The following is a 21,763-nucleotide window of genomic DNA, read 5'->3' as shown; positions in this document are numbered from 1 at the left end:
CGCCGCTCACCCGCTCCTGATGGCGCGCAGCGACTCCTTCAGCGAGCCGAGCGTGGCGAGGACGGCGGTGGGCTCGTACCCGCAGTGCGCCATGCAGTTGTCGCAGCGCGGGTCGCGGCCCCGGCCGTACGCCGACCAGTCGGTGTCCTCGATCAGCTCGCGGTAGGTCTGCGCGTAGCCGTCCGCCATCAGGTAGCACGGCCGCTGCCAGCCGAACAGCGAGTACGACGGGATCGCCCACGCCGTGCACGGCAGCTCCGTCCGGCCCTCCAGGAAGTCGAGGAACAGCGGCGAGTGGTTGAACCGCCAGCGCCGCCGCCGCCCGCCGGTGAACGCCTCGCGGAACAGCGCGCGCGTCTCCCGCACGCCCATGAACCGGTCCTGGACGGGCGCCTTCTCGTAGGCGTACGCGGGCGAGATCATCATCTGGTCCACGGCGAGGTCGTCGTTGAGGTAGTCGAGCACCTCGATGACGGTCTGCGGGCTGTCGGAGGAGAAGAACGTCGTGTTCGTCGTGACCCGGAAGCCGCGCCGCTGGCATTCGCGCACGGCGGCGACGGCCGCGTCGAAGACGCCCTCCTTGCACACCGCCGCGTCGTGGCGTTCGCGCACGCCGTCGATGTGCACCGTCCAGGCGAAGTACCGGGAGGGCTCGAACTCGTCGATCTTCTTCGGGATCAGCAGGGCGTTCGTGCAGAGGAAGACGTACTTCTTCATGCCGACGAGACGGCGGACCAGCTCGCCGATCTGCGGGTGCATGAGCGGCTCCCCGCCGGCGATCGAGACCATGGGCGCGCCGCACTCCTCGATGGCGGCGACGGCCTGCTCCACCGGCATGCGCCGTTTCAGCACGTCGGCGGGGTGCTGGATCTTGCCGCAGCCGCCGCACTTGAGGTTGCACGCGAACAACGGCTCCAGCTCGACCAGCAGCGGGAACTTGGTCCGTCCCCTGAGCCGCTGGCCGAGGATGTAGCCGCCGATGCGCAGGCTTTGCCGGAGCGGGATCGTCATGGCAGCGGTTCCTTCGGTAGCGAGAAGGGCACGGGTTCGCGGGGGGTGGTGTGGCGCGGGCCGGCGGACGCCGCCCAGCGCACCAGGACGGGGCCGACGGCGCCGAGCGTGCGGCGCGCGGCGAGGCCGCGGGCCAGCGTCGCCGGGCGCAGCAGCGGCGCCCGCGGCGTGTCGACGATGACGCGCACGGCGGCCAGTGGCCGGTCCGTGGCGGCGCGGGCCAGCGGCCCGCTCTCCATGTCCACGGCTTGCGCGCCCTGTCCGGCGAGGCGCCGGCGTTCGGCCCCCCTGACGAGGTGGTCGACGGTGAGCAGCGGCCCGACCTCGACGGGCAGGCCGGCGCGGGCCAGCTCCTCGGCGAGCAGGGCGGCCCACGGGCAGGGATGGACCCGTCCCCTGAACCGGACCTCGTCCGCCACGAGGACGTCACCCGGCCGCAGGCGCGCGTCGAGCGCGCCGCCGAAGCCCACGACGGCGACGGGCGTCACCGGCTCCCCGGCGAGGCGGGCCGCCGCGCGGGCGGCCCGGCGCGGGCCGATCCCGGTGGCGACCACCCTGACGTCCGGGAGGTGGGCCGGCAGGCCGCGCCTGATCGCGTGGGCCTCGACGCCGAGCGCGGCGCAGATGAGCAGGCCGCTCATCGGGCGTCCTGCGGGGTGTCGCGGCGCAGGTAGCGCCCGAGGGCGCTGATCGGGAAGACGAGCCGGTACAGGTGGTAGTTGATGAAGAAGTCGCCGGGGAAGCCGGTGCCCGTGAAGTGCGGCTCGTCCCAGTTGCCGTCCGGCCGCTGGTGCTCGACGAGCCAGCGCACCCCGTTCTCCACGGCGGGGGAGCGTTCGCCGGCGGCCAGCAGGGCCAGCAGCGCCCAGGCGGTCTGCGACGGCGTCGAGGCGCCGCGGCCGATCCAGGCGGCGTCACGGTAGGAGCGCAGGTCCTCGCCCCAGCCGCCGTCGTCGTTCTGGTGCCGTTCCAGCCAGGCGACGGCGCTGCGGACGGAGGCGTGTCCCGGGCGGACCCCGGCGGCGACGAGCGCAGGCACCGCGGCCCCGGTGCCGTAGACGTGGTTGGCGCCCCAGCGGCCGAACCACGAGCCGTCCCGCTCCTGCGCCCTGAGCAGCCAGACCACGGCCCTGCGCAGCGCGGGGGAGTGGGGCCGCTCCTTGGCCAGGGCCTCGACGACGTGCGCGGTGACGTCGGCGGACGGCGGGTCGATCACCGCGCCGAAGTCGCAGAAGGGCAGCTTGGTGCAGAGCGCGCGGTCGTTGTCGGCGTCGAACGCGGCGAAGCCGCCGTCCGAGCTCGCCATGCCGGTCATCCACTGGACCCCGCGCTCGATCGCCGGCCGCACGCCGGGGACGTCCAGCCGGCGCAGCGCCAGGATCACCTCGGCGGTGTCGTCGATGTCGGGATAGCCGTCGTTGTCGAACTCGAACGCCCACCCGCCGGGGGACAGGCCGGGCCTGCGTACGGCCCAGTCGCCTTTCGTGGTGATCTCCTCGCGCAGCAGCCAGGCGGCGGCCCCGGTGACGGCCGGATGGCCGGCGGGCGTGCCCGCGTCGAGCAGCGCGTTGATCGCCAGCGCGGTGTCCCAGACGGGGGACTGGCACGCCTCCAGGCGGCGTCCGCTCCCGTCGCGGATGGTGAACCGGTCGAGTCCCTTGATCGCCCTGCTCATCACCGGATGGTCGAGGGGATGGCCGGTGAGGTGGAGCGCGATCACCGAGTAGACCCACGGAGGCTGGATGCCGCCCCAGGACCCGTCGGCCTCCTGGCGCGCGGTGATCCAGTCGACGGCGCGGCGCAGCGCGGCCCGCCGCAGGGCCGGTGAGGGGCGCCGCTCGTACTGGTGCAGCGCCCTGTCCAGGACGCCGAAGGCCGCCTCCCAGCCGCCGCCGGCGGCGCGGTGCGGCTCCCGCCCGGTCCGCAGCTCGGCCAGGTCGAACGGGAGCCGGCGCACCGGCCGGTACGCGGTCACGACGGTCAGCGGCACGATCGTCTGCCTGGCCCAGCAGGCCCAGTCGTAGATGTTGAGCGGGAACCACGACGGGAGGAACATCAGCTCGGGCGGCATGACCGGCAGCCGCCGCCACGGCCACTCCCCGAACAGCGCCAGCCAGATGCGCGTGAACACCCGGGTCGCCTCGACGCCGCCCATGTCCAGGATCTGCCGGCGCGCGGCGCTCATGTGCCCCGCGCCGGGCGGGTCGCCGGCGAGCCGCAGCGCCGCGTACGCCTCGACGGTGGTGGACAGGTCGGCGGGTCCTTCGTGGAAGGTGGCCCAGGTGCCGTCGGCCCGCTGCTGGGAGCGGATCCACCGGGCGGCCTCCGCCGTCTCCCGCTCGGTGCGGATGCCGAGGAACTGCCGGAGCAGCAGGTCCTCGGCGTCCATCGTCACGTTGGTCTGCAACTCGCCCTTCCACCAGCCCTCCGGCGACCGCAGGCCCAGCAGGTGGTCGCAGGCGCTCTGGAGGGCCTGCTCGGCTCCGGTGAGCAGGCTCCGGGTCTCAAGAGTCGTCATGTCAGTGGTCCCTGGTTGCGATGAATCGGGCGAGGTGCAGGAATTCCGCTCGTACGTCCGCGGGCAGGTCGGCCTCGTCGAGGTGCCGCGTCGCGGCGTCGAGCCGCCGTCCGGTCTCGGCCTCGGCCCACGCCCTGCCGCCCGCCTCCTCGACCAGGCGGGCGGCGTCGTGCAGGTCGGACTCCGCGAGCGGTTCCGGCCGGGCCAGCAGCTCGGCGAGGCGGCGGCCGGCCGCCGTCGGCCCGGTGAGCGCGGCGACCACGGGCAGGCTCTTCTTCCGGGTCCGCAGGTCGGCGAGCACCGGCTTGCCCGTCGCCTCGGTGCTGCCCCAGATGCCGAGAAGGTCGTCGGCCAGCTGGAAGGCCAGGCCCGCCTCGGCGCCGAACGCGGCCAGGGAGCCGGCCAGGGACGCGGGACCGCCGGCCGCCGTGACGCCGATCGAGCAGGCGCAGGCGAGCAGCGAGGCGGTCTTGCACCGCGACATCCGCAGGCACTCCTCCCTCGTCACGTCGTCGCGGCCCTGGAACTCCAGATCGAGGGCCTGGCCCGCCATGAGCGAGAGCGCGGCCTCGTTGAGCGCGCGGGCCGCCGCCGCGCAGCCCGGGGTCTCCTGCTCCAGCAGGAGCTCCCCGGCCAGGGTGAGCAGGGCGTTGCCGCAGAGGAGCGCGTGGGAGCGGCCGAAGACCGTCCAGGCGGCCGGCCGGTGCCGGCGTACCGGGTCGTCGTCCATGACGTCGTCGTGCAGGAGCGAGAAGGCGTGCACGAGCTCCACCGCGGCGGCGGCGGGCAGGCACCGCTCGACGTCCGCACCCGCCGCCCGGCCCGACAGCACCGCGAGCGTCGGCCGCAGCGCCTTGCCGCCGCCGGCGCACGGCCGGTCGTCGCTGTCGGCCCAGCCGAAGTGGTAGCGGGCCACCCGCGCGGTGAGCGGGTCGAGCCGGGCGACGGCCTCCCGCAGCACCGGCTCCACGAGCTCGCGGGCGGCCTCGGCGGCCGGTAGGGCCAGGGTCATGGCGCCGTCTCCTGACGTCGTCGCAGGTGCCGCCTGACCAGGCCGGCCGCGTGCAGTCCACTGCGTACGGCCCCTTCCATGGTGTCGGGCCAGCCGGTGTCGGTCCAGGCGCCGGCGAGGTAGAGGCCGGGCCAGCGGGTGGCGCTGCGCGGGCGGAGCGCTCCGCTGCCGGGCGCCTGGCGGAACGTCGCACGCCGTTCCCTCGTGACGAAGAAGTCGGTCAGCCTGGCCTGCCGCGCGGCGGGCAGGACCGATCGCAGCGCGGAGACGAACACCTCGCGCAGGTCCGCGGTCGGCCGGTCGATCCAGGTGTCGGCGACCGACACCGACACCGCGAGGTACTGGCCGCGGCGCAGGCCCGCGACGCGGGTCTTGTCGAACACCCACTGCACGGGCGAGTCCGTGACCGCGACGAACGGCGCCGGCATGACCGGCCGGTCGTAGACGGCGTGGATGTTGACGATCGGGCTCGCGTCCAGGCCGGCCCAGGTGTCCCGGCCAGGAGCCGCGTCCGCGGGCACCAGCTTCGCGGCCTGCTCGTGGCGCGTGGCCACGATGACCGCCGACGCCCTGACCCTGGCGCCGTCCACGACGACGGCCGGCCCCGGCTCGACGGCGCTGACCTTCGCGCCCACGCGTACGTCGCCGCCGCGTCCGACGATGGCCGCCCTGGCGGCGGTGTCGTGCAGCTCGCCGAGCGGGACCAGGGGGATGCCCAGGTCCGCGGCGTCCGGCCGGCCGAGCAGCGCGGTCTTGAACACCTTCACCGCAGGGCCGAGCGCGGCCTCCTCGACCCCCGTGTTGAGCGCCGCCACCGCGAGCAGGTCCCAGAGCGCCTGGCGGGCCGGGGCGCGCTGGCCGTGCGCCGCCAGCCAGCTCCCGAACGTCACCTCGTCGAGACCGGGGTCCGCCGGATCGAGCCTGCTCAGCGCGAGGGAGCCGCGCAGGGCGCGGACCCGGTCGCCGGGAGCGAGCAGGCGGTAGCCAGCGAGCGCGGGCACGAAGTGCAGCGGGCCGGGCAGCGCGGCCCTGCGCAGCCGGCCCGACCGGCCCGCCGCGCTCAGCACCCGCACGTCGAACCGGCTCTGCAGGTCCACCAGCGCGGTGCCGCCGATCCGGTCCAGGAGCCCCCGGTAGGCGGTGCAGCAGCGGAGGAAGACGTGCTGGCCGTTGTCCACCGTCAGCCCGTCGCGCTGGAAGGAGCAGGCGGCGCCGCCCAGCCTCGGGCGGGCCTCGTACAGCGTCACGGGGCAGCCGGCCTCGGCGAGGGCGATGGCCGCGGAGATGCCGGCCAGGCCGCCGCCGATCACCGCCACCGGCGCGGGGTCGTGCTCCGGCCTCATCGGAGTCGTCCCACGGGAACGCCGGACGTCATCGCCGCCACCTCACGCGGACGAAAGGCGTTGGAGCGCCGCATCGGGCGATCTCGTGGTCATGAGGACACGCGCCCACGCCGCGACCAGGCGCGGCCGGCGCGGGCGCACGGCCCGGCCCAGAACGTCGTAGCCGCCGCCCGCCAGCGCGGCCAGGGTCGCGTGGCCTCCCGCGACGTAGCCCGCCACCGCCGTACGGGCGAAGCCGGACAGCGAGGCGACGATCGCCTCGCCCTCGCCGAGCAGCTTCGCGGCCCGCGCGGCCTGCACGGCGACCACCGCGCGCAACGGCGGCGAGGTGGTCGCCGCCGCGAGATGGCCGGGCGGGCAGCCGGCCCGCCGCAGGTCCTCCTCGGGCAGGTAGACGCGCCCCCGGCGGTGGTCCTCGCCCACGTCCTGGCAGAGCTCGATGACCTGCAGCGCCGAGCACACGCGGTCCGACAGGGCCAGGCGGAGGCCGCTCACCTCCCCGAACACGTGCAGCACGAGCCGGCCGACCGGGTTCGCCGCGTACGAGCAGTAGCCGAGCAGGTCGTCGAACGTCTCGTAGCGGGTGACCGACTGGTCGCGCCGGTTGGCCTCGATGAGATGGTGGAACGGCTCGGCCGGGATCGAGCACTCCCTGACGGTGCGGGCCAGCGCGCGGACCGGCCGCAGCAGGGGCTCCCGCCCGTCGTAGAGCCGGACCAGGTCGGCCTCGTACGCGTCCAGCAGGCGCGGGCGGTCGTCGGGGTGGGCCTCGTCACCCACGTCGTCCACGGAGCGGGCGAAGCCGTACACGGCCATGAGATGGTCGCGGTGCCGGCGCGGCAGCAGCCGCGAGGCCACCGGGAAATTCTCCCGGCGCGCCTTTTCCGCCAGCTCCTGTGAATAGCCCCTCCGAGACAGCACGACAGGAAATTATCCGCCGCCGGGCAGCGCAAACCTGACGGCAATTCGTTTTCCTTTGATTGCCCCGGCATTTACTCTGCGGCGTCGGTGAATCGGCGTTTGAATGCATTGGGAAAGGGGACTGGCCTGATGCGGAAGCGCGGCGCCGGCGTTCGGCGGCGGCCCGCCGCCACGCCGTGGTCGCGCAGCGGCCCCACACTCAGGCCCATGAGCCGGCAGCGCTCCACGAGCGCGGGGAGGGCGTCGAGCGCCGCCCGCCAGGAACCCGGAACGGAGGCGTGGTCGGAGTCATGGAGCAGGACGGTCGCCCCGCCGCGCAGCCCGCCCGCCATGGTGGCCAGCACCGAGCCCGGCGTGGCCGCCGCCTCCCAGTCCCGGCCCCAGACGGTCCACAGCACGGGACGCAACCCCCGCGCGCGGGCGGAGACCAGCGCCTCCAGGCTGAGCGCCCCGTAGGGCGGGCGGTACCAGACAGGCCGGACCCCGCCGACCGCCCGCACCAGGTCGGCGGCGCGGCCGATCTCGGCCGTCAGCCGTCCGGGCGGGGCGATCAGGGCGTTGCCGTGCCGCCAGCCGTGCACGGCCAGCTCGTGGCCCTCGGCCGCGATGCGGCGGCCCAGGCGCGGGTGGCGTTCGAGCAGCTCGCCGAGGACGAAGAAGGTCGCGTGACAGCCGAGGCGTCCCAGCTCGTCCAGGAAGCGCGGGGTCGAGCCGGGGTGGGGGCCGTCGTCGAAGGTGAGCGCCACGTGGCCGGGGTCCCCGGCGCCGGCGAGGGCGGGCATCCGCCGCCTGACCTGTGGCAGCCAGGTGGCGGCCGGAGCCGCGTGCAGCAGGGACAGGCCGGCCAGCCCGAGCGGCAGGGCGATCCTGCTCATCGTCCCGCCCGTTCGTCCGGGAGCGACGGGAGGCGGCGGCGGGTGCTCATCCTCAGCGCGTCGATGGGCGGCGGCCACGACGGCGTCGCCGCCGAGCTGGCCGCGCGGCTCGCGGCGGAGAATGCCGACACGGAGATCATCGATGTCCTCCCGCTCTTCCCGCTCCGGCTGGGACGGGGGCTGCGCCGCGGGTACCGATGGATGATCCTGCGCGTTCCCTGGCTCTACGAGCTCATCTACCAGGTCTTCTTCGTCGGCAAACGGGCGCCGGGGACGTCTCCGCTCACGGTTCTCGCGGCGGCCCGCCTGCGCCGGCTCGTCGCCGCCCGCCGGCCCGACGAGGTCGTCTCGACGTTCCATCTGGCCGCGCAGATCACGGGACGGCTGCGCGAGCGCGGCGGGTTGCCCTGCCCGAGCACGGTGCTGGTCACGGACTTCGCGGTGCACCGGTTGTGGCTGCACCCTGGCAACGACCGGTACCTGTGCCCGAATCCCGACGTCATTGGATATATCGCCGCACGCACCCGGCGGCCGGCGCTGCGCTGCGCGCCGGTCGTCCGCCCCGTGTTCGGGCAGGCGGCGGCCGATCCCGGACGGGTGGCCCGCAGCGTCGGCGTGGACCCCGGCGACCGGCTCGTCCTGGTGTCGGGAGGGTCATGGGGGGCCGGGGAGATCGTCGCGACCGCGCGCACCCTCGCCGGGTCGGGGCGGTACACGCCGCTCGTGCTGTGCGGGGACAACGACGGGCTGCGCCGCCGCCTGCGCGCGGCCGGGCTCGGCCCCACGCTCGGCTGGCGCGACGACGTCCCCGAGCTCATGGCGGCCGCGTACGCGCTGGTCGACAACGGCACCGGCCTGACCTGCGAGGAGGCGTTCGCCGCCGGGCTGCCGGTCGTCGTCCACCGGCCCATCAGCGGCCACGGGCGCGACGGCGCGCGGGCGATGGCCGCGGCCGGGGTGAGCGCGCACACCGGCGACGCGGCCGCGCTGCTGGAGGCCCTGGACCTGCTCGGCGACGCGCGGGCGCGCGAGCGGCTGACGGGCCGGGCCTCCGCCCTGTTCTCCTCGATGCCGGCCGAGGCGGGTCTCGTCTCCTCACCGAGGGGGCGCGTTCTGGGCCTGGATGAGCGGCGAGCGGGCCAGCCGGATGACGCCGTAGGCCATGCTCCCGATGCCGATCGCCTCCAGCACGATCCATGAGCCGGAGCGGATGGGCTCCCCGAACAACAGGCCGCCGAACAGGATGCCGGCGATCGGGTCGCTGATCGTCAGCGCGGGCTGCGCGACGACCAGAGGGCCGCTGTGCAGCGTGTGCTGCAGGAGGACCAGGCTGCACAGGCCGGCCGCCACCATCGCGTACAGCTGCCAGGACCGCGGCAGCGCGCCCATGTCCTCCTGCGCGATGGCCGTGCACGTCTTGATGAGCGTGGCGGTGAAGGCGAAGCCGATGCCCGTGGCCACGCCCAGCACCGCGGGCCGGACGGCCCCCTTCGCCAGGACCCCCACCGCGACCAGCGTGGCCATGACGGCCGCGGTCACGACGGTGGCGGCGATCCACCCGATCGCGTCGGGGACCCACCGTCCCACGTCGGGATCCGCCGCGACGAGGAAGATCGCGAGCCCGGCCGACAGCGCGCCGATCGCCAGCCAGGTGCTCCTGTCCAGGACGATGCCGAACGCCATCGACAGAATGATCATGGTGAACGGCAGCTCGACCACCAGGACCGGCTGGACCAGGGCGATGGCTCCCTGCGACAGCGCGGCGGCCTGGAAGAGGAAGCCCCCGATGAGAGCCGCGATGCCCCACAGCCACACCGGCTTCCTCACCAGCGCCAGGATCAGGCCCATCCGCGCCGGCGGATCCTGTGGCACCGTCAGCGCCGCGCGTCGCTGCAGGACGGACGAGGCCGCGTTGCACAGCCCCGCGAGCACCGCCAGCAGCGCGGCTGTGATCAACGGAACCCGGCACGATCGGCCGGCCGGCCCCTCCCGCGCCCGGCCCTGGCGAGGGCGCGCACCGCGACCACGGACTTCTCCTTCGTCGTCAGGGAGAGCCGGCCCGCCACCGCGCGGTGGGGATCGGCCGTGATGCGGTCGAGCAGACACCGGTAGATGCCGGCCATGGTGGCCGTGCAGGCGGCGCTGCGCGCGTCCAGCCTGGGCAGCAGGCGCATCCCGGTGGCGAACCAGTCGCGTGCCCGGTCGGCCTCGAACCGGACCAGCCCGGCCAGGCGCTCCGGCGGGTCGAGGAACCGGCCGGAGGCGTCGACGTCCAGGGTGCAGCCGAACCGCGCGAGGTCCTCCGCGGGCAGGTAGATCCGCCCGGACCCGCGGTCCTCCCGCAGGTCGCGCAGGATGTTGGTGATCTGCAGGGCGACGCCGAGCGCGTCCGCGAGCGGCGTGGCCTCCTCGACGTCGTCCGCGCCGAACACGCCCAGCGAGAGCCGCCCGATCGAGCCGGCGACGCACCTGCAGTAGCCGACCAGGTCCTCGAACGTCTCGTACGTCCTCCCGCGCACGTCGGCGACGCAGCCGTCGACGAGATCGGCGAACGCGCCGAGCGGAAGCGGATAACGGCGCGCGGCCTCGGACAGCGCCACCAGCACGAGGTCGTGCGCCTCGGGGGCGGCCGCGTCGAGCGTCGCGCGAACCGCGGACAGCCCGGCCAGCCGTTCCCCGGCCGGGGCGTCCCCGTCGGCGATGTCGTCGATCCTGCGGGCGAGCGCGTAGACGGCGCTCAACGCACGCCGCTTGGGGACGGGAAGCAGCCGCAGACCGTACGAGAAATTACGGGCCTGACTGCGCATGATCTGCTCGCAGTGCCGGTACGCCTTCTCGACGGCGTCCTTTTCCCCGCGTTCGGCCGTCATGGCAGCGACGGCCGTTCGCGTATTTTCCCCCATGGCATGAATGATGGCTGTCCGTTCGGTCACGGCGATAAACGCGAACCCTGGGGCCGGGGAAACTGTTTACGCGGGGATGAACAATTCCGCCGTCCATCTGTCTCGCGCCGGACCGCGCCCGAAAAGATCTTGAAAAGATCTTGGGGCCGGGTGTCGAAGCCGGCCCTCCTCGTTCGCTGTGTATCCAGAAGGCCCGGATGCGCCGGTCCCGCCGACCTGAGGGAGACGACCATGACCCAGCAGCTTGTCCACGCCCGCCCGATCTCCACCCAGCGCCTGCTCCTCGGCTGCGGGGTCGTCGCCGGGCCGTCGTACGTGATCGTCGCCCTGGCCCAGGCGCTCACCCGGGAGGGCTTCGACCTGGCCCGTCACCCGTGGAGCTTCCTGGCCAACGGAGAGCTCGGCTGGATCCAGACCGCCAACTTCGTCCTCACCGCCCTCGCCACCATCGCCGCCGCCGCCGGCCTGCGCCGCGCCCTGACGCCCGGACGGGGAGCCCGCTGGGCCCCGATCCTGGTCGGGGCGTTCGGCGCCAGTATGATCGGCGCCGCGATCTTCCCCGCAGACCCCGCGATGGGCTTCCCCGCAGGAACCCCGGAAGGTCCGGGCACCGTCACCCTGTCGGGAACCCTGCACATGGCCGTCGGCGGCGTCGGGTTCATGTGCATGGCGGCGGCCTGCTACGTCATCGCCTCCCGCCAGGCCCGCGAGAGCCGCGGCGGCTGGGCTCTGTACTCCCGCGTCACCGGCACGCTGTTCCTCGGCTCGTTCGTCGGCATCGCCTCCGGCGCCGGCGCCGCATGGACCAACCTCATGTTCGTCGCCGGCATCGTGGCGGTCTGGAGCTGGTTGTCGCTGATGTCGCTGAACCTGTTCCGCCACGCCGCCTAGACCACCTGTACCAACTCCTCACGAAAAGGAAATCGCCATGCGTTATCTGGTCACGTTCAAGGCCACCGCCGTGCCCGCCGGGCCGCCGCCGGCCGACCTCATGGAGGCCATCTTCAAGCTCGGCCAGGAGGCCACCGAGGCCGGGGTCATGCTCGACAACAGCGGCCTGGCCCCCAGCTCCGAGGGGGCGCGGATCGAGGTGAGCGGGGGCAGGCTGACCGTCAGCGACGGGCCGTTCGCCGAGGCCAAGGAGCTGATCAGCTACGCGCTGTACGAGGTCAGGAGCAAGGAGGAGGTCGTGGAATGGACCACCCGCTTCGTGAAGCTGCACCGTGACCTGTGGCCGGGATGGGAGGGCGAGTCGGACGTGCTGCGGCTGTTCGGGCCCGAGGACTTCGCCCCGCCGGCCTGATCGGCCACTCCACCAGGCCGGGGACGCGCGTCCCCGGCCTGATGATATTCAGGACACATGACGGTAGCTGCTGCGCATCGGGCGGTGGAGGCGGTGTGGCGGATCGAGTCCCCCCGCGTCATCGCGACCCTGGCCCGCATGGTCAACGACATCGGGCTGGCCGAGGAGCTGGCGCAGGACGCGCTCGTGGCCGCGCTCGAGGAATGGCCGCACAAGGGCGTGCCGGACAATCCGGGCGCGTGGCTGACGCTCACGGCCAAGCACCGCGCCATCGACCAGTTCCGCCGCCGCGACACCTACCAGCGCAAGCTGCAGGAGATCGGGCTGGATATGGAGCTCCGCCAGGAGTCGGCGCAGGCCGACCTCGACGACGCCCTCGACGACCACATCGGCGACGACCTGCTCCGCCTGATCTTCACCGCCTGCCATCCCGAGCTCCCCGTCGAGGGCCGGCTCGCACTCACCCTCCGCCTGCTCGGCGGCCTGTCCACCGCCGAGATCGCCCGCGCCTTCCTGGTGCCCGAGCCCACCGTCGGGCAGCGCATCTCACGCGCCAAACGCACCCTCGCCGACAAGAGGATCCCGATCGAGCTGCCACCGCCCGCCGAGCTGCCGGCGCGGCTGGCCTCCCTCCTGGAGGTCATCTACCTGATCTTCAACGAGGGGTACGCGGCGACCGCGGGCGACGACTGGACGCGCCCGTCGCTGTGCCAGGAGGCCATGCGCCTCGGCCGCGTGCTGGCCGGGCTCATGCCCGGCGAACCCGAGGTCCACGGCCTGCTCGCGCTCATGGAGATCCAGGCCTCGCGTCTCCCCGCCAGGACCGCCCCCGACGGCACCCCCGTCCTCCTGCTCGACCAGGACCGCAGCCGCTGGGACCGGCTCCTGGTCCGCCGCGGCCTGGCGGCGCTGCGCCGCGCCGAGGAGCTGGGCACGCTCGGGCCGTACGGGCTGCAGGCCGCCATCGCCGCGTGCCACGCCCGCGCGCTCACCGCGGAGGCCACCGACTGGGAGCGCATGGCCGCCCTCTACCGGCTGCTGGCCCACCTCACGCCCTCGCCGGTCGTCGAGCTGAACCGGGCGGTCGCGGTCGGCATGGCGTACGGGCCGGAACGCGGGCTGGAGATCGCCGACGGCCTCCGGGACGAGCGGGCCCTGCGCGGGTACGCGCACCTGCCCGCCGTCCGCGGGGACCTGCTGGCCAAGCTCGGGCGGACCGAGGAGGCGAGCGCCGAGTTCCGCCGCGCGGCCGAGCTGACCAGGAACGCCCGCGAGCGGGACCTGTTCCTGGAGCGCGCCGCCGCTCTCGGCACCCGCGCGGTCTGAACTCGTGTGACTATTGTTCTCCCCATTCCTCGGCGTGCCCGCTCGGTGAGCGTCTCAGGCCGGGTCACCATGACTCGCGTTGACCTGCTGCCACCTGATCCGAGGTGCTTTCCGTGCCGTTCCACCGGCGAACGACATCCGTACTGTCCGCGCTTGCCCTGGGCGCGAGCGCGCTGTGTCCCGCGGCGGCGGCCACGTCCCCGCCGCTGCAACGACTACCCGCACGCCTTCGACCTGCGGCTGCCGTACCGGGCGCGGGTGCGGCAGTTCGAGCGCCGGCTGGCGGCCTTGCCGAGCCGGCAGTTCGACCCGTTCAGCCCTCGGGGAGCAGTGGTGGGGTACAGCGAGCCGGAGTGGTGCCTGCTCTGGCCCGAATTCACGGGGCGCACCCAGTCCACCGCGCGGCCCGCGACCTCCGCCCCGGTCCTGGTGCTGAGCGGCGACCTGGACACCTACACCGCCGGCGCGTTCGGCCGGGCCACCGCCCGGCAGTACGCGAACGGCCGGTGGGTCGAAGCGCCCAACACCGGCCACACTCCCGATGACGAGCCGACCGGCTGTGTCCGGGGGATCGTCCGCACCTTCCTCCGTGACCAGCGCACCGGCGACACCGACTGCCTGTCGCGTATCCCGCCGGTGCGGGTCCTCGGCCCCGTGGAGCCGGTCCGGTGACGCGGTCCGGGCGATCCCGCTGATCTCACCCCGGCGCCGGAGGCGGACGGTTCTCGCCGCACCGCGTCACCGCCTGCTCAGCCGCGGCGCGTCCCCCGAGGCGCCGCGGCCGGCGGCAGCAGGTGCGAGGCCGTGACCTGGTGCAGGTGGATCAGGTTGTCGTACGCCTGCCGCAGCGCGAGCACGTCGTCCTCCTGCGGGTAGGCCCCGCCGATGTTGCGGACCGGCCGCTCCTCGTCCAGCCAGTCGCGGGCCGGCTGTGCGATGGTGCGCATGTCGAAGTAGAAGTCGCGGTAGCGCACCCGGTCGAGCACGGTCTCGCTGTTGATCCGCGGCGGCGGGCCGACGGTGAACTCCTGCAGCGGTCCCTGGAGGGTCGAGTCCGCCGGCCAGGCGTTGAACGAGCCCTGGTAGAAGGTGAGCCCGAAGTTCGTGTAGCCGTCGCCGAGCATGTCGCGCAGCCGGGCGCCCTGCCGGTAGATGTCGTGCTGGCCGGCAAAGCCGACATAGCCGATGTGGGCGTTGTGCGCCGACAGCAGCGACTTGCTGTGCATGTTCCGGTACCACCAGGCGGTGTTCTCGGCCATGCCCTGATCGCGGAAGTTGGAGATGGCCTGGGGGTCGTCGGTGGAGGACAGCCTGGCGATCCGTACGACGACCGCCGCCTGCTGCTCGGCCCAGACGGCGTCCCTGTCCTGGGGTCCGCGCCGCAGAGTCCGCAGCAGCGTCAGGGCCCGCTCGGCCTGGCGGAGCAGCCTCTGGCGCACGGCCAGCGGCTGCGCGTCGTAGCGACGCTGCCACTCCTTCACGTCCCCGACCGGGATCAGCCCCCGGTACAGCGCCCGGAACCGGGGCAGCAGGCCGGGCCGGCGCTCATGGACGTAGGAGAATATCTCCTGGAAGATCCGCCTGTGGGAGTAGACGACGTCGTCGCCCACGTACTGGAGCTTGTCGTGGTGGGTGGCGTTGTAGGCGCGCATCCACCGCAGGAGGTTGTAGTACTCCTCGTTGTTCCAGAGGGCGTACTCGTTGATGAACTCCTCCCGCATGATCTGCCGCAGGTCGCCGGTGCCGTGCAGGACGTAGTCGTTGAGCCGCAGCCCGCTGCCCCAGCCCACCTCCTGGATGAAGCTGGAGAAGCCCTTGCTCTCCACCAGGAAGCGGAAGATGCGGTGCTTGTTGGTGAAGAACTCGTGCGAGCCGTGCGTGGCCTCGCCCACCCCGACCACTCCGGCGTCCCCGACCATCCGGCCGAGCGGCCGTAGGTCGTGCAGGTCGGTCCTGGGGTCTGTGGACCGCAGCGGGTACGCGCTCCGGTCGAGGACGTGGACCACCGCCGCGTCCTGGGACGGGACGGCCTGGGCCGGTGCGGGGGCCAGGAGAAGTGCGCCATTGGCCACGAAAGCGGCGAAAAGCGCCAGCGATTTCCGGCCTTTGTCAGGAAGCAATGGCATGTGTCGAGATCTCTCGTCGCAGTCGAACGGGAACCGTCCACGCGGCCGACGCGGCGATGCCGCCGCGCAATGCCGTCCGGGTGTGCCGTGGACTCGTGATTTCTTCCCGCTCACCGTGGCGGATCAGTGTCGTGGAAAGGCAAAGATCCGCCCTCACGCCGACCGCCAGAAAAATACCCTGATCATGGCTTATGTCCGATATTGCATACAAGACATCGCATGTCGAGAAACTCATTGTACGGCATTCTTGTCGCTTTTATCGGATCAATCTTTGCTGTCCTCTTAGGCGGCCGGAGATTGCGAGTCCGGAGATGGCGGGAATGTAGCAGCCGATCACTACATGCGGGTACGTGACCGTCCATATCGGTACGCGGAAGGGAATTTCGCGTCGAGGACCATGACGTCGTCGATTCGCTGGTGATCAGTTCTCATTCGTTCGCCATCCAGGATCGACAGGAAAACCATGCGGGACAACCGACGGGGCGCCATGCTGGCCGCCGCGATATGCACGATGTTGGGCGTCATGGGCGGCGCGGGCGGCCTGGCCGCCCGCGCCGAGAGCGCCGTCCAGCCCGAGATCCGGCTGGTCCAGCAGCCGGACGTCCAACCGACGCCGACGCCGGCCCCGGGCAAGGACAAGCCGGTCAAGCAGCCCGCCGTGCGCCCGCCCGGCAAGGTCTGCGGGCCCCCGTACATCACCGGCGACCCCGACCTCGGGCCGACCGTCCTGCCGAGAGCCGGCTATCTCGGCGCGATCCTGCACGGCTACGTGCCGCTGGGCGGCCTCTCCCCGCAGCACTTCCTCGCGCGCTACTGGGACTACGCCACGAACAACTACCGTTTCCCGCCCGACTCCGGCTTCGGCCGTTCCGGGAACTTCCCGAACGGCCGGCTGCTGCTCAAGACGACCATCCTGCAGCCCGGCATGATGCTCGACCGGTTCGGCAGCAACGCGGGCTCGTTCCTGGCGCCGATGGGTGACCTGTTCATCAGGCGGGGGCTGCCGCCGCGGAACCTCAACACCAACGCCGCGGACCCCCTGAGCCTGTGCAACTACCACGCGTTCCAGGTGCTCAAGCCGTTCGGCGTCGAGGTGGGCCCGGCCGCTCCCGCGTTCCAGATGCCGGGCGGCGGCACCCAGTACCACGTGATCAGCAGGCTCGTCCCCGGGTTCCCGCAGACGAACGACGAGGTGCCGGTGAGCGTGCTGCTGGACCAGAAGTTCCTGCGGGAAGTCACGGTGGTCCCGTCCGCCGACGTCGTGACCCCCGGCAAGTGAACCGGCCGGCGTGGAGGCAGACGTCTGGAGGAGGCGGGTACGCCGATGTTCGTTGATCGTCACGATGCGGGTGTGCGCCTGGCCGCACGCCTGGCCGGGCTCTTCGCCGAGGAGGACGTGGTCGTCCTCGGGCTGCCCAGAGGTGGCGTGCCCGTGGCCTTCGAGGTGGCCAGGGCGCTGGACGTGATCGTGGTCCGCAAGCTGGGCGTGCCGTTCCAGCCGGAGCTCGGTTTCGGCGCCGTCGGAGAGGGCGGCGTACAGGTGATCAATCCAGAGGTCGTCAGGATGGCGGGCGTGACCCCCGCCGAGATGGCCACGGTGGAGAGCACCGAGCGGGGCGAGGTGCTGCGCCGGGCGCGCCGCTTCCGCGGCGACCGTGAGCCGGCCGACCTCGCCGGCCGTACGGTCATCGTCGTGGACGACGGGATCGCGACCGGCGGCACGGCCCGCGCCGCCTGCCAGGTGGCGCGGGCGCGCGGCGCGGCGCGCGTGGTCCTGGCGGTCCCGGTCGGCGCGCCGGAAACCGTCGCGAGCCTGCGCGAGGACGCCGATGAGGTGATCTGCCTGGAGACGCCCGCCGCGCTCTGGGCCATCGGCGTCTGGTACGACGACTTCACCCAGACCACCGACGAGCAGGTGATCGACCTGCTGCGGCGGGCCGCCGCACCCGGCGGCGACAGCCCGGCGCACGGGACGGGCGGCGGCGCCGGGGGATCAGGCCGGCGGGATCGCGTCGACGAGGTGATGGTGAACGTCGGCCCCGTCCGTCTGCCGGGACAGCTCGTCGTCCCCGAGGAGGCAGACGGGGTGGTGGTCTTCGTGCACGGCAGCGGCAGCAGCCGGCACAGTCCACGCAACCGGTACGTGGCCGCGGTGCTCAACCAGGCGGGCCTCGCGACCCTGCTGTTCGACCTGCTGACCGCCGACGAGGAGTACGACCGGGACAACGTGTTCGACATCGACCTGCTCGCCGGACGGCTCGGGCAGGTGACGACCTGGCTCGGCGACCAGCCCCAGGTCGCCGGACTGCCGGTCGGCTACTTCGGAGCCAGCACCGGGGCGGCGGCCGCGTTGCGGGCGGCGGCGGAGCCGGGCAACCGGGTGACCGCCGTCGTCTCCAGGGGCGGGCGACCTGATCTGGCCGGGCCACGCCTGCCCGACGTACGCGCGGCGACGCTGCTGATCGTGGGCGGCCAGGACGAACTGGTGCTCGACCTCAACCTGGCGGCGCAGGAGCGGCTGCTCTGCGAGAACCACCTGGAGATCGTCCCTGACGCCACTCACCTGTTCGAAGAGCCGGGAGCGCTGGAAACCGTGGCCGGGCTGGCACGCGACTGGTTCACCGACCACATGCGGACCAACGCGGGCTGAGCGTCCCAGCGCAGCCGGCGCCTCCTCGTCGTGCCTGACAGGAGGCCTGATAGGAGGCAGGGCCGAAGGGTAGGGGCCCGGGGAGAGGCCAGAAAGAGGGCACCCGAGAGGGGGCAACCATGACGACGGCACGGGACATCATGCACCCGGGCGTCGAGTGCATCGGTGAGCACCAGAGTCTCGCCTCCGCCGCGCAGCGCATGCGCGAGCTCGACGTCGGGGCGTTGCCGGTCTGCGGCGACGACGACCGGCTCCACGGCATCATCACCGACCGGGACATCGTGCTCAAGTGCGTCGCCGCAGGAGGCGACCCGAACACCGTCACGGCGGGCGAACTGGCTCAGGGCAAGCCCGTCTCCGTCGAGGCGGAGGCGGACGTCGAACAGGTGCTCCAGACCATGGAGGAGCACCGGATCCGCCGCCTGCCGGTGATCGACCAGCACCGGCTCGTCGGACTGATCAGCGAGGCCGACCTGGCCCGGCACCTGCCGGAAGAGACGGTGGGCCACTTCGTGGAGGTGATCTGCGCAAGTCCGTGACCCGGGCGGTCGCGCCCCGCGACGAGCGAGCGGAGGTGGACACCGATGACGCTGCGGATCGTGGCGGGAAGCGCCAACCGCGCGCTGGCCGGCTCGGTCGCCGACCTGCTCGGCGCCGCGCCGGCCGCGGCGGCGGTGGAACGGTTTCCCGACGGTGAGCTCAGGCCCGTCGTGGACGGGCTGAGCGGCGCGGACGTCTACCTGGTCCAGCCCACGAGCCCACCGGTCAACGAGCACGTGATGGAGTTGCTGCTGCTCGTGGACGCCTGCCGGCGAGCGGGCGCGGCGCGGATCACCGCGGTCATGCCGTACTTCGGGTACGCCCGCCAGGACCGCCGTGGCCGGCCGGGACAGGCGATCGGGGTCCGCGTCGTCGCCGACGCGCTCGCTTCCGCGGGGACGCGGCGGCTGATCGTGGTCGATCCGCACACGACCGCGCTGGAGGCCATCTGCGCCGGCGCGGTGGAGATGCTGACGGCCGTGCCGTCGCTCGCGCGGGCGCTCGGCGACCAGGTGCCGGAGGAGGCTGTGCTGGTGGCGCCCGATCTCGGCGCGGTCAAACTGGCCGAGCACTACGGCGCTCTGCTGTCCAGGCCCGTGGCGGTGGTGCGGAAGACCCGGCTGAGCGGGACACGGGTGGTGGCCGAGGAACTCGTCGGGGACGTACGGGACCGTCCGGTGGTCGTCGTCGACGACATGATCAGTACCGGCGGCACGATCGAGGCCGCCGCGGAGGTGGTGGCCCACCACGGCGCGGTTCCTGAGGTCGTCGTGGCGGCGACGCACGGCCTGTTCGTGGGCCCGGCGGCCGAACGCCTCAGCAGCGCGCGGATCAGGAGGATCCTGGTCACCGACACCGTCGCCCAGCCGGCCGCCTCGGGGATGCCGATCGCCGTGTGTTCGGTGGCTCCGCCGCTGGCCGACGCCATAGGGCGGCTGCACCGTGACGAGCCGCTGGACGACCTGCTGGCACGGACGTGACGCTCCCGCACGGACCGGCGCGCGAGGTGTCCTGGCGCAGGAGCCCAGGGGAAGGGAAACCGCATGTCCGAACCGATCATCGTCGGCGTGGACGGCTCACGGTCGGCGCTGGCCGCGGTGCTGTGGGCGGCCGACGACGCGGCCAGGCACACCCGCGACCTGCGGATCGTCCACGTGGCGGCGCCGCTCGTCCACGGGGGGCGGCCGTACGAGCGCGCGCTCGACGACGCCGTCCGTGAGGAGGGCGAGCGGATGCTGGCCGAGGCCGCCGCGCTGGCCGCCGCGTCGCGCAAGACCGTCCAGGTGAGCACCGAACTGCTCTACGGCGACACCACCGAGGTCCTGCGCGCGCAGGCCGCGGACGCGGCGGCCGTCGTGGTCGGCAGCCGCGGCGTGGACGGATTCGCCGGGCTCCTGCTGGGCTCGGTGGGGCTGGGCCTCGCCGGGCACGTGGCGGGTCCTGTGGTGGTGGTCCACGGCGCGCCCACCATTGTCCAGGGCGAGGTCGTGGCCGGGTTCAATCCCGACGACGCCGTGCACCCTGCCCTCGACTACGCCTTCGAGGAGGCGGGGTCACGCGGGGCGCGGGTGCGGGTCGTGCACGCCTGGGACGCGCCGGCCACCAGGCTGGGCCAGGAGACCATCGCCGAGGTCGTGCGGGAACGGGTGCGCGACCTGCTGGAGCCCTGGACGACGCGGCACCCGGGGGTGAAGGTGATCGTCTCGGTCGCCCGGGGGAATCCCATAGCGGCGTTGTGCGAGGCGTCCGCGCGGGCCGACCTGGTCGTCGTGGGCTCCCGGGGCCGGGGAGTGATCCGCTCGGCGGTGCTCGGCTCGGTCAGCCACGGCGTCCTGCACTACGCCTCCTGCCCGGTGGCCGTCGTCCGCCCACCGCTGCGGGCCGGCTGAGGCGGCAGCTTCCTGTCCGCCGGCCTGAAATGCCAGGACAGTGCCGTGAGCGCCAGCAGGAAGATCGCCGGAAGCAGCTGAATCCAGGGGTCGCCCGCGGCGACATGCGAGAACATCCCTCCCGTGAGCAGGAAGAAGAGGCCCGCGTACGCCCATTCCTTGAGCAGCGGATATCTGGGGAGAAGAATCGCCACCGCGCCCAGAATCTTCCACACGCCGAGCAACGTCAGAACATAGACGGGATATCCCAGCTGCACGATTCCCCAGGCATAGGGCGGCGCCATCGCCCCTTCCCCTTCTATCCTCAACAATTGCTGGACCCCGGAACCGACCAGCCCCGATGCGAGCACGAGGGTGGAAAGCCAGTACGTGATTCTGCGCCCGTTCGCCATGTCGCATCGACTCCTTGCCGACGTGGTCTCGTCCTTGATGCGGTGCACTCGTCAAGCTATGGCGGGCTCGTTCGTCGGCGCTTCTCCATTCCTGACCGATCCGGCCACGCCGCACCGCGGCGCTCATCCGTGAGGCAGCATGAAAGGGTGAAGTTACGCGCACATCCGATGATGCGCCTGATGATGACCCTCATCGGACTGGCGTGGATCTGCTGCGTCCCGTACCTGCTGGCCACCGAGCTCGTGCTGGCCGCCGTCATGGCCCTGCCGCTGACCGTGTTCGGCGTCGCGTTCGCGGTGCGGGCGCCGATCTGGGGCGTGACGTGCGATGAAGAAGTCATCAAAGTGCACCGGTTCTTCTCGACCCGCCGGGTCCCGGTGGGCAGGGCGACGGGGATCCGCCGCACCTGGTCGGGCGGAGCCGAAATTCTCTGGAGAGACGAGCGCAGATGGCCGAAGTGGGCTCGGATCACCGCGTTCTCCACCGGCCTTACCACTTCGCGTGCCATGGCAGGATTCCTCAGGGAGCACAACGAAGCGAGCCTTGACGCCCTGAAGCTCTGGATGGAGCGGCACGCGACCGCCCCCCGCCCAAGGTAGCCGTCTCATAGGGCTGGTCGGCAAGGTCATCCGCGCCGCCGACGACGCGGTCGACGGCGTCAGCCTCACCGTGGCCGAGATCGTCCGGGACCGCCTCTCGGTGGCGCTGATCCCGTCCACGCTCGCCGGCACGACCCTGGCCTCGCTGTCCGCGGGCGACCGGGTCAACTGCCGCTCGTCGACATCGACGATCTGCGTACCTGGCTGTGACGTCGCGAGGCAAGGTGGTGGGCAAATCCTGTTGGGGTGGAGCGGGCTTTCGTCGCGGAAGCCCCGGTTCCCGCTCGGATGGATCACCAAGAACCGCTAAGTGAGGACGTCACCTAGGGGAGCGATCCACCTACTTGTCCCGAG

Annotated in this window: 23 protein-coding genes; 12 read left to right on the top strand and 11 right to left on the bottom strand. The window is 72.7% G+C overall.

Going from position 1 to position 21,763, the window contains the following annotated elements:
* Nucleotides 1–6: 6 nt before the first annotated feature.
* The 7 genes from hpnH to Nocox_RS41725 all read right to left on the bottom strand — a co-directional run bounded on the left by hpnH (nucleotide 7) and on the right by Nocox_RS41725 (nucleotide 7,680).
* Complete coding sequence (gene hpnH / locus Nocox_RS41755) at nucleotides 7–1,011, bottom strand: adenosyl-hopene transferase HpnH (protein WP_020540959.1); 1,005 nt, start codon at nucleotides 1,009–1,011, stop codon at nucleotides 7–9.
* Complete coding sequence (locus Nocox_RS41750) at nucleotides 1,008–1,652, bottom strand: phosphorylase family protein (protein ID WP_020540958.1); 645 nt, start codon at nucleotides 1,650–1,652, stop codon at nucleotides 1,008–1,010. The genes hpnH and Nocox_RS41750 overlap by 4 nt, the downstream gene beginning before the upstream one ends.
* Nucleotides 1,649–3,529, bottom strand: coding sequence for a squalene--hopene cyclase (gene shc / locus Nocox_RS41745; RefSeq protein ID WP_020540957.1), 1,881 nt, complete (start codon nucleotides 3,527–3,529; stop codon nucleotides 1,649–1,651). The genes Nocox_RS41750 and shc overlap by 4 nt, the downstream gene beginning before the upstream one ends.
* A 1-nt stretch (nucleotide 3,530) precedes the next feature.
* A complete protein-coding gene (locus Nocox_RS41740) occupies nucleotides 3,531–4,541 on the bottom strand; it encodes a polyprenyl synthetase family protein (protein WP_020540956.1) in 1,011 nt (336 codons plus the stop codon).
* Complete coding sequence (hpnE, locus tag Nocox_RS41735) at nucleotides 4,538–5,884, bottom strand: hydroxysqualene dehydroxylase HpnE (RefSeq protein WP_020540955.1); 1,347 nt, start codon at nucleotides 5,882–5,884, stop codon at nucleotides 4,538–4,540. The genes Nocox_RS41740 and hpnE overlap by 4 nt, the downstream gene beginning before the upstream one ends.
* 42 nt (nucleotides 5,885–5,926) lie before the next feature.
* On the bottom strand, nucleotides 5,927–6,805 hold the full coding sequence (gene hpnC / locus Nocox_RS41730) for a squalene synthase HpnC (protein ID WP_157382799.1): 879 nt from the start codon (nucleotides 6,803–6,805) through the stop codon (nucleotides 5,927–5,929).
* Nucleotides 6,806–6,876: 71 nt separating this feature from the next.
* A complete protein-coding gene (locus Nocox_RS41725; protein WP_020540953.1) occupies nucleotides 6,877–7,680 on the bottom strand; it encodes a polysaccharide deacetylase family protein in 804 nt (267 codons plus the stop codon).
* Between the two features lie 42 nt (nucleotides 7,681–7,722).
* On the opposite strand from Nocox_RS41725, the gene Nocox_RS41720 reads away from it, so the two are divergent.
* Nucleotides 7,723–8,880 carry an MGDG synthase family glycosyltransferase gene (locus Nocox_RS41720; RefSeq protein WP_020540952.1) on the top strand — a complete coding sequence of 386 codons (1,158 nt, stop codon included), beginning with the start codon at nucleotides 7,723–7,725 and terminating at the stop codon, nucleotides 8,878–8,880.
* Here the strand turns inward: Nocox_RS41720 and Nocox_RS41715 are convergent.
* Together Nocox_RS41715 and hpnD are read right to left on the bottom strand one after the other, a co-directional pair.
* Entirely contained in the window at nucleotides 8,776–9,636 is an 861-nt protein-coding gene (locus Nocox_RS41715) for a DMT family transporter (RefSeq protein ID WP_020540951.1), read from the bottom strand. The genes Nocox_RS41720 and Nocox_RS41715 overlap by 105 nt on opposite strands.
* Nucleotides 9,633–10,550: a presqualene diphosphate synthase HpnD gene (gene hpnD, locus Nocox_RS41710; protein WP_020540950.1), complete on the bottom strand. Its 918-nt coding sequence runs from the start codon at nucleotides 10,548–10,550 to the stop codon at nucleotides 9,633–9,635. The genes Nocox_RS41715 and hpnD overlap by 4 nt, the downstream gene beginning before the upstream one ends.
* 264 nt (nucleotides 10,551–10,814) lie before the next feature.
* Here hpnD and Nocox_RS41705 point away from each other — a divergent pair, with 264 nt between their 5' ends.
* The 4 genes from Nocox_RS41705 (at nucleotide 10,815) to Nocox_RS41690 (ending at nucleotide 13,884) form a co-directional block, all read left to right on the top strand.
* The gene (locus tag Nocox_RS41705) at nucleotides 10,815–11,474 is read left to right on the top strand and encodes a DUF998 domain-containing protein (RefSeq protein WP_020540949.1); all 660 of its coding nucleotides are present in this window, start codon (nucleotides 10,815–10,817) and stop codon (nucleotides 11,472–11,474) included.
* A gap of 37 nt (nucleotides 11,475–11,511) precedes the next feature.
* The gene (locus tag Nocox_RS41700) at nucleotides 11,512–11,886 is read left to right on the top strand and encodes a YciI family protein (protein WP_020540948.1); all 375 of its coding nucleotides are present in this window, start codon (nucleotides 11,512–11,514) and stop codon (nucleotides 11,884–11,886) included.
* Nucleotides 11,887–11,943: 57 nt separating this feature from the next.
* Complete coding sequence (locus Nocox_RS41695; RefSeq protein ID WP_033408017.1) at nucleotides 11,944–13,212, top strand: RNA polymerase sigma factor; 1,269 nt, start codon at nucleotides 11,944–11,946, stop codon at nucleotides 13,210–13,212.
* 153 nt (nucleotides 13,213–13,365) lie between these two features.
* Entirely contained in the window at nucleotides 13,366–13,884 is a 519-nt protein-coding gene (locus Nocox_RS41690; RefSeq protein ID WP_157382798.1) for an alpha/beta hydrolase, read from the top strand.
* A gap of 77 nt (nucleotides 13,885–13,961) precedes the next feature.
* Here Nocox_RS41690 and Nocox_RS41685 read toward each other — a convergent pair whose 3' ends face one another.
* The gene (locus Nocox_RS41685; RefSeq protein WP_063711596.1) at nucleotides 13,962–15,284 is read right to left on the bottom strand and encodes an erythromycin esterase family protein; all 1,323 of its coding nucleotides are present in this window, start codon (nucleotides 15,282–15,284) and stop codon (nucleotides 13,962–13,964) included.
* Nucleotides 15,285–15,801: 517 nt separating this feature from the next.
* On the opposite strand from Nocox_RS41685, the gene Nocox_RS41680 reads away from it, so the two are divergent.
* From Nocox_RS41680 to Nocox_RS41660, 5 genes are all read left to right on the top strand, one after another.
* Nucleotides 15,802–16,617: a TNT domain-containing protein gene (locus Nocox_RS41680; RefSeq protein ID WP_020540944.1), complete on the top strand. Its 816-nt coding sequence runs from the start codon at nucleotides 15,802–15,804 to the stop codon at nucleotides 16,615–16,617.
* 72 nt (nucleotides 16,618–16,689) lie between these two features.
* A complete protein-coding gene (locus Nocox_RS41675) occupies nucleotides 16,690–17,988 on the top strand; it encodes a phosphoribosyltransferase family protein (protein WP_020540943.1) in 1,299 nt (432 codons plus the stop codon).
* A 119-nt stretch (nucleotides 17,989–18,107) separates the two neighbouring features.
* A complete protein-coding gene (locus tag Nocox_RS41670; protein WP_020540942.1) occupies nucleotides 18,108–18,527 on the top strand; it encodes a CBS domain-containing protein in 420 nt (139 codons plus the stop codon).
* Between the two features lie 45 nt (nucleotides 18,528–18,572).
* A complete protein-coding gene (locus Nocox_RS41665) occupies nucleotides 18,573–19,508 on the top strand; it encodes a ribose-phosphate diphosphokinase (RefSeq protein ID WP_020540941.1) in 936 nt (311 codons plus the stop codon).
* A 63-nt stretch (nucleotides 19,509–19,571) separates the two neighbouring features.
* Entirely contained in the window at nucleotides 19,572–20,417 is an 846-nt protein-coding gene (locus Nocox_RS41660; protein ID WP_020540940.1) for a universal stress protein, read from the top strand.
* Here the strand turns inward: Nocox_RS41660 and Nocox_RS41655 are convergent.
* Nucleotides 20,366–20,809, bottom strand: coding sequence for a DoxX family protein (locus tag Nocox_RS41655; RefSeq protein WP_020540939.1), 444 nt, complete (start codon nucleotides 20,807–20,809; stop codon nucleotides 20,366–20,368). The genes Nocox_RS41660 and Nocox_RS41655 overlap by 52 nt on opposite strands.
* 147 nt (nucleotides 20,810–20,956) lie before the next feature.
* Between Nocox_RS41655 and Nocox_RS41650 the strand changes: the two genes are divergently transcribed.
* Nucleotides 20,957–21,409, top strand: a complete 453-nt coding sequence (locus Nocox_RS41650) for a hypothetical protein (RefSeq protein ID WP_157382797.1) — start codon at nucleotides 20,957–20,959, stop codon at nucleotides 21,407–21,409.
* A 70-nt stretch (nucleotides 21,410–21,479) separates the two neighbouring features.
* Nucleotides 21,480–21,719: a hypothetical protein gene (locus Nocox_RS41645; RefSeq protein ID WP_020540937.1), complete on the top strand. Its 240-nt coding sequence runs from the start codon at nucleotides 21,480–21,482 to the stop codon at nucleotides 21,717–21,719.
* Nucleotides 21,720–21,763: the final 44 nt, after the last annotated feature.

The sequence above is a fragment of the Nonomuraea coxensis DSM 45129 genome (genome assembly GCF_019397265.1).
In the GTDB taxonomy this organism is placed as follows: domain Bacteria; phylum Actinomycetota; class Actinomycetes; order Streptosporangiales; family Streptosporangiaceae; genus Nonomuraea; species Nonomuraea coxensis.
The sequence above is the reverse complement of the archived record's forward strand: the minus strand, read 5'-3'. Positions and strand labels throughout refer to the sequence as shown.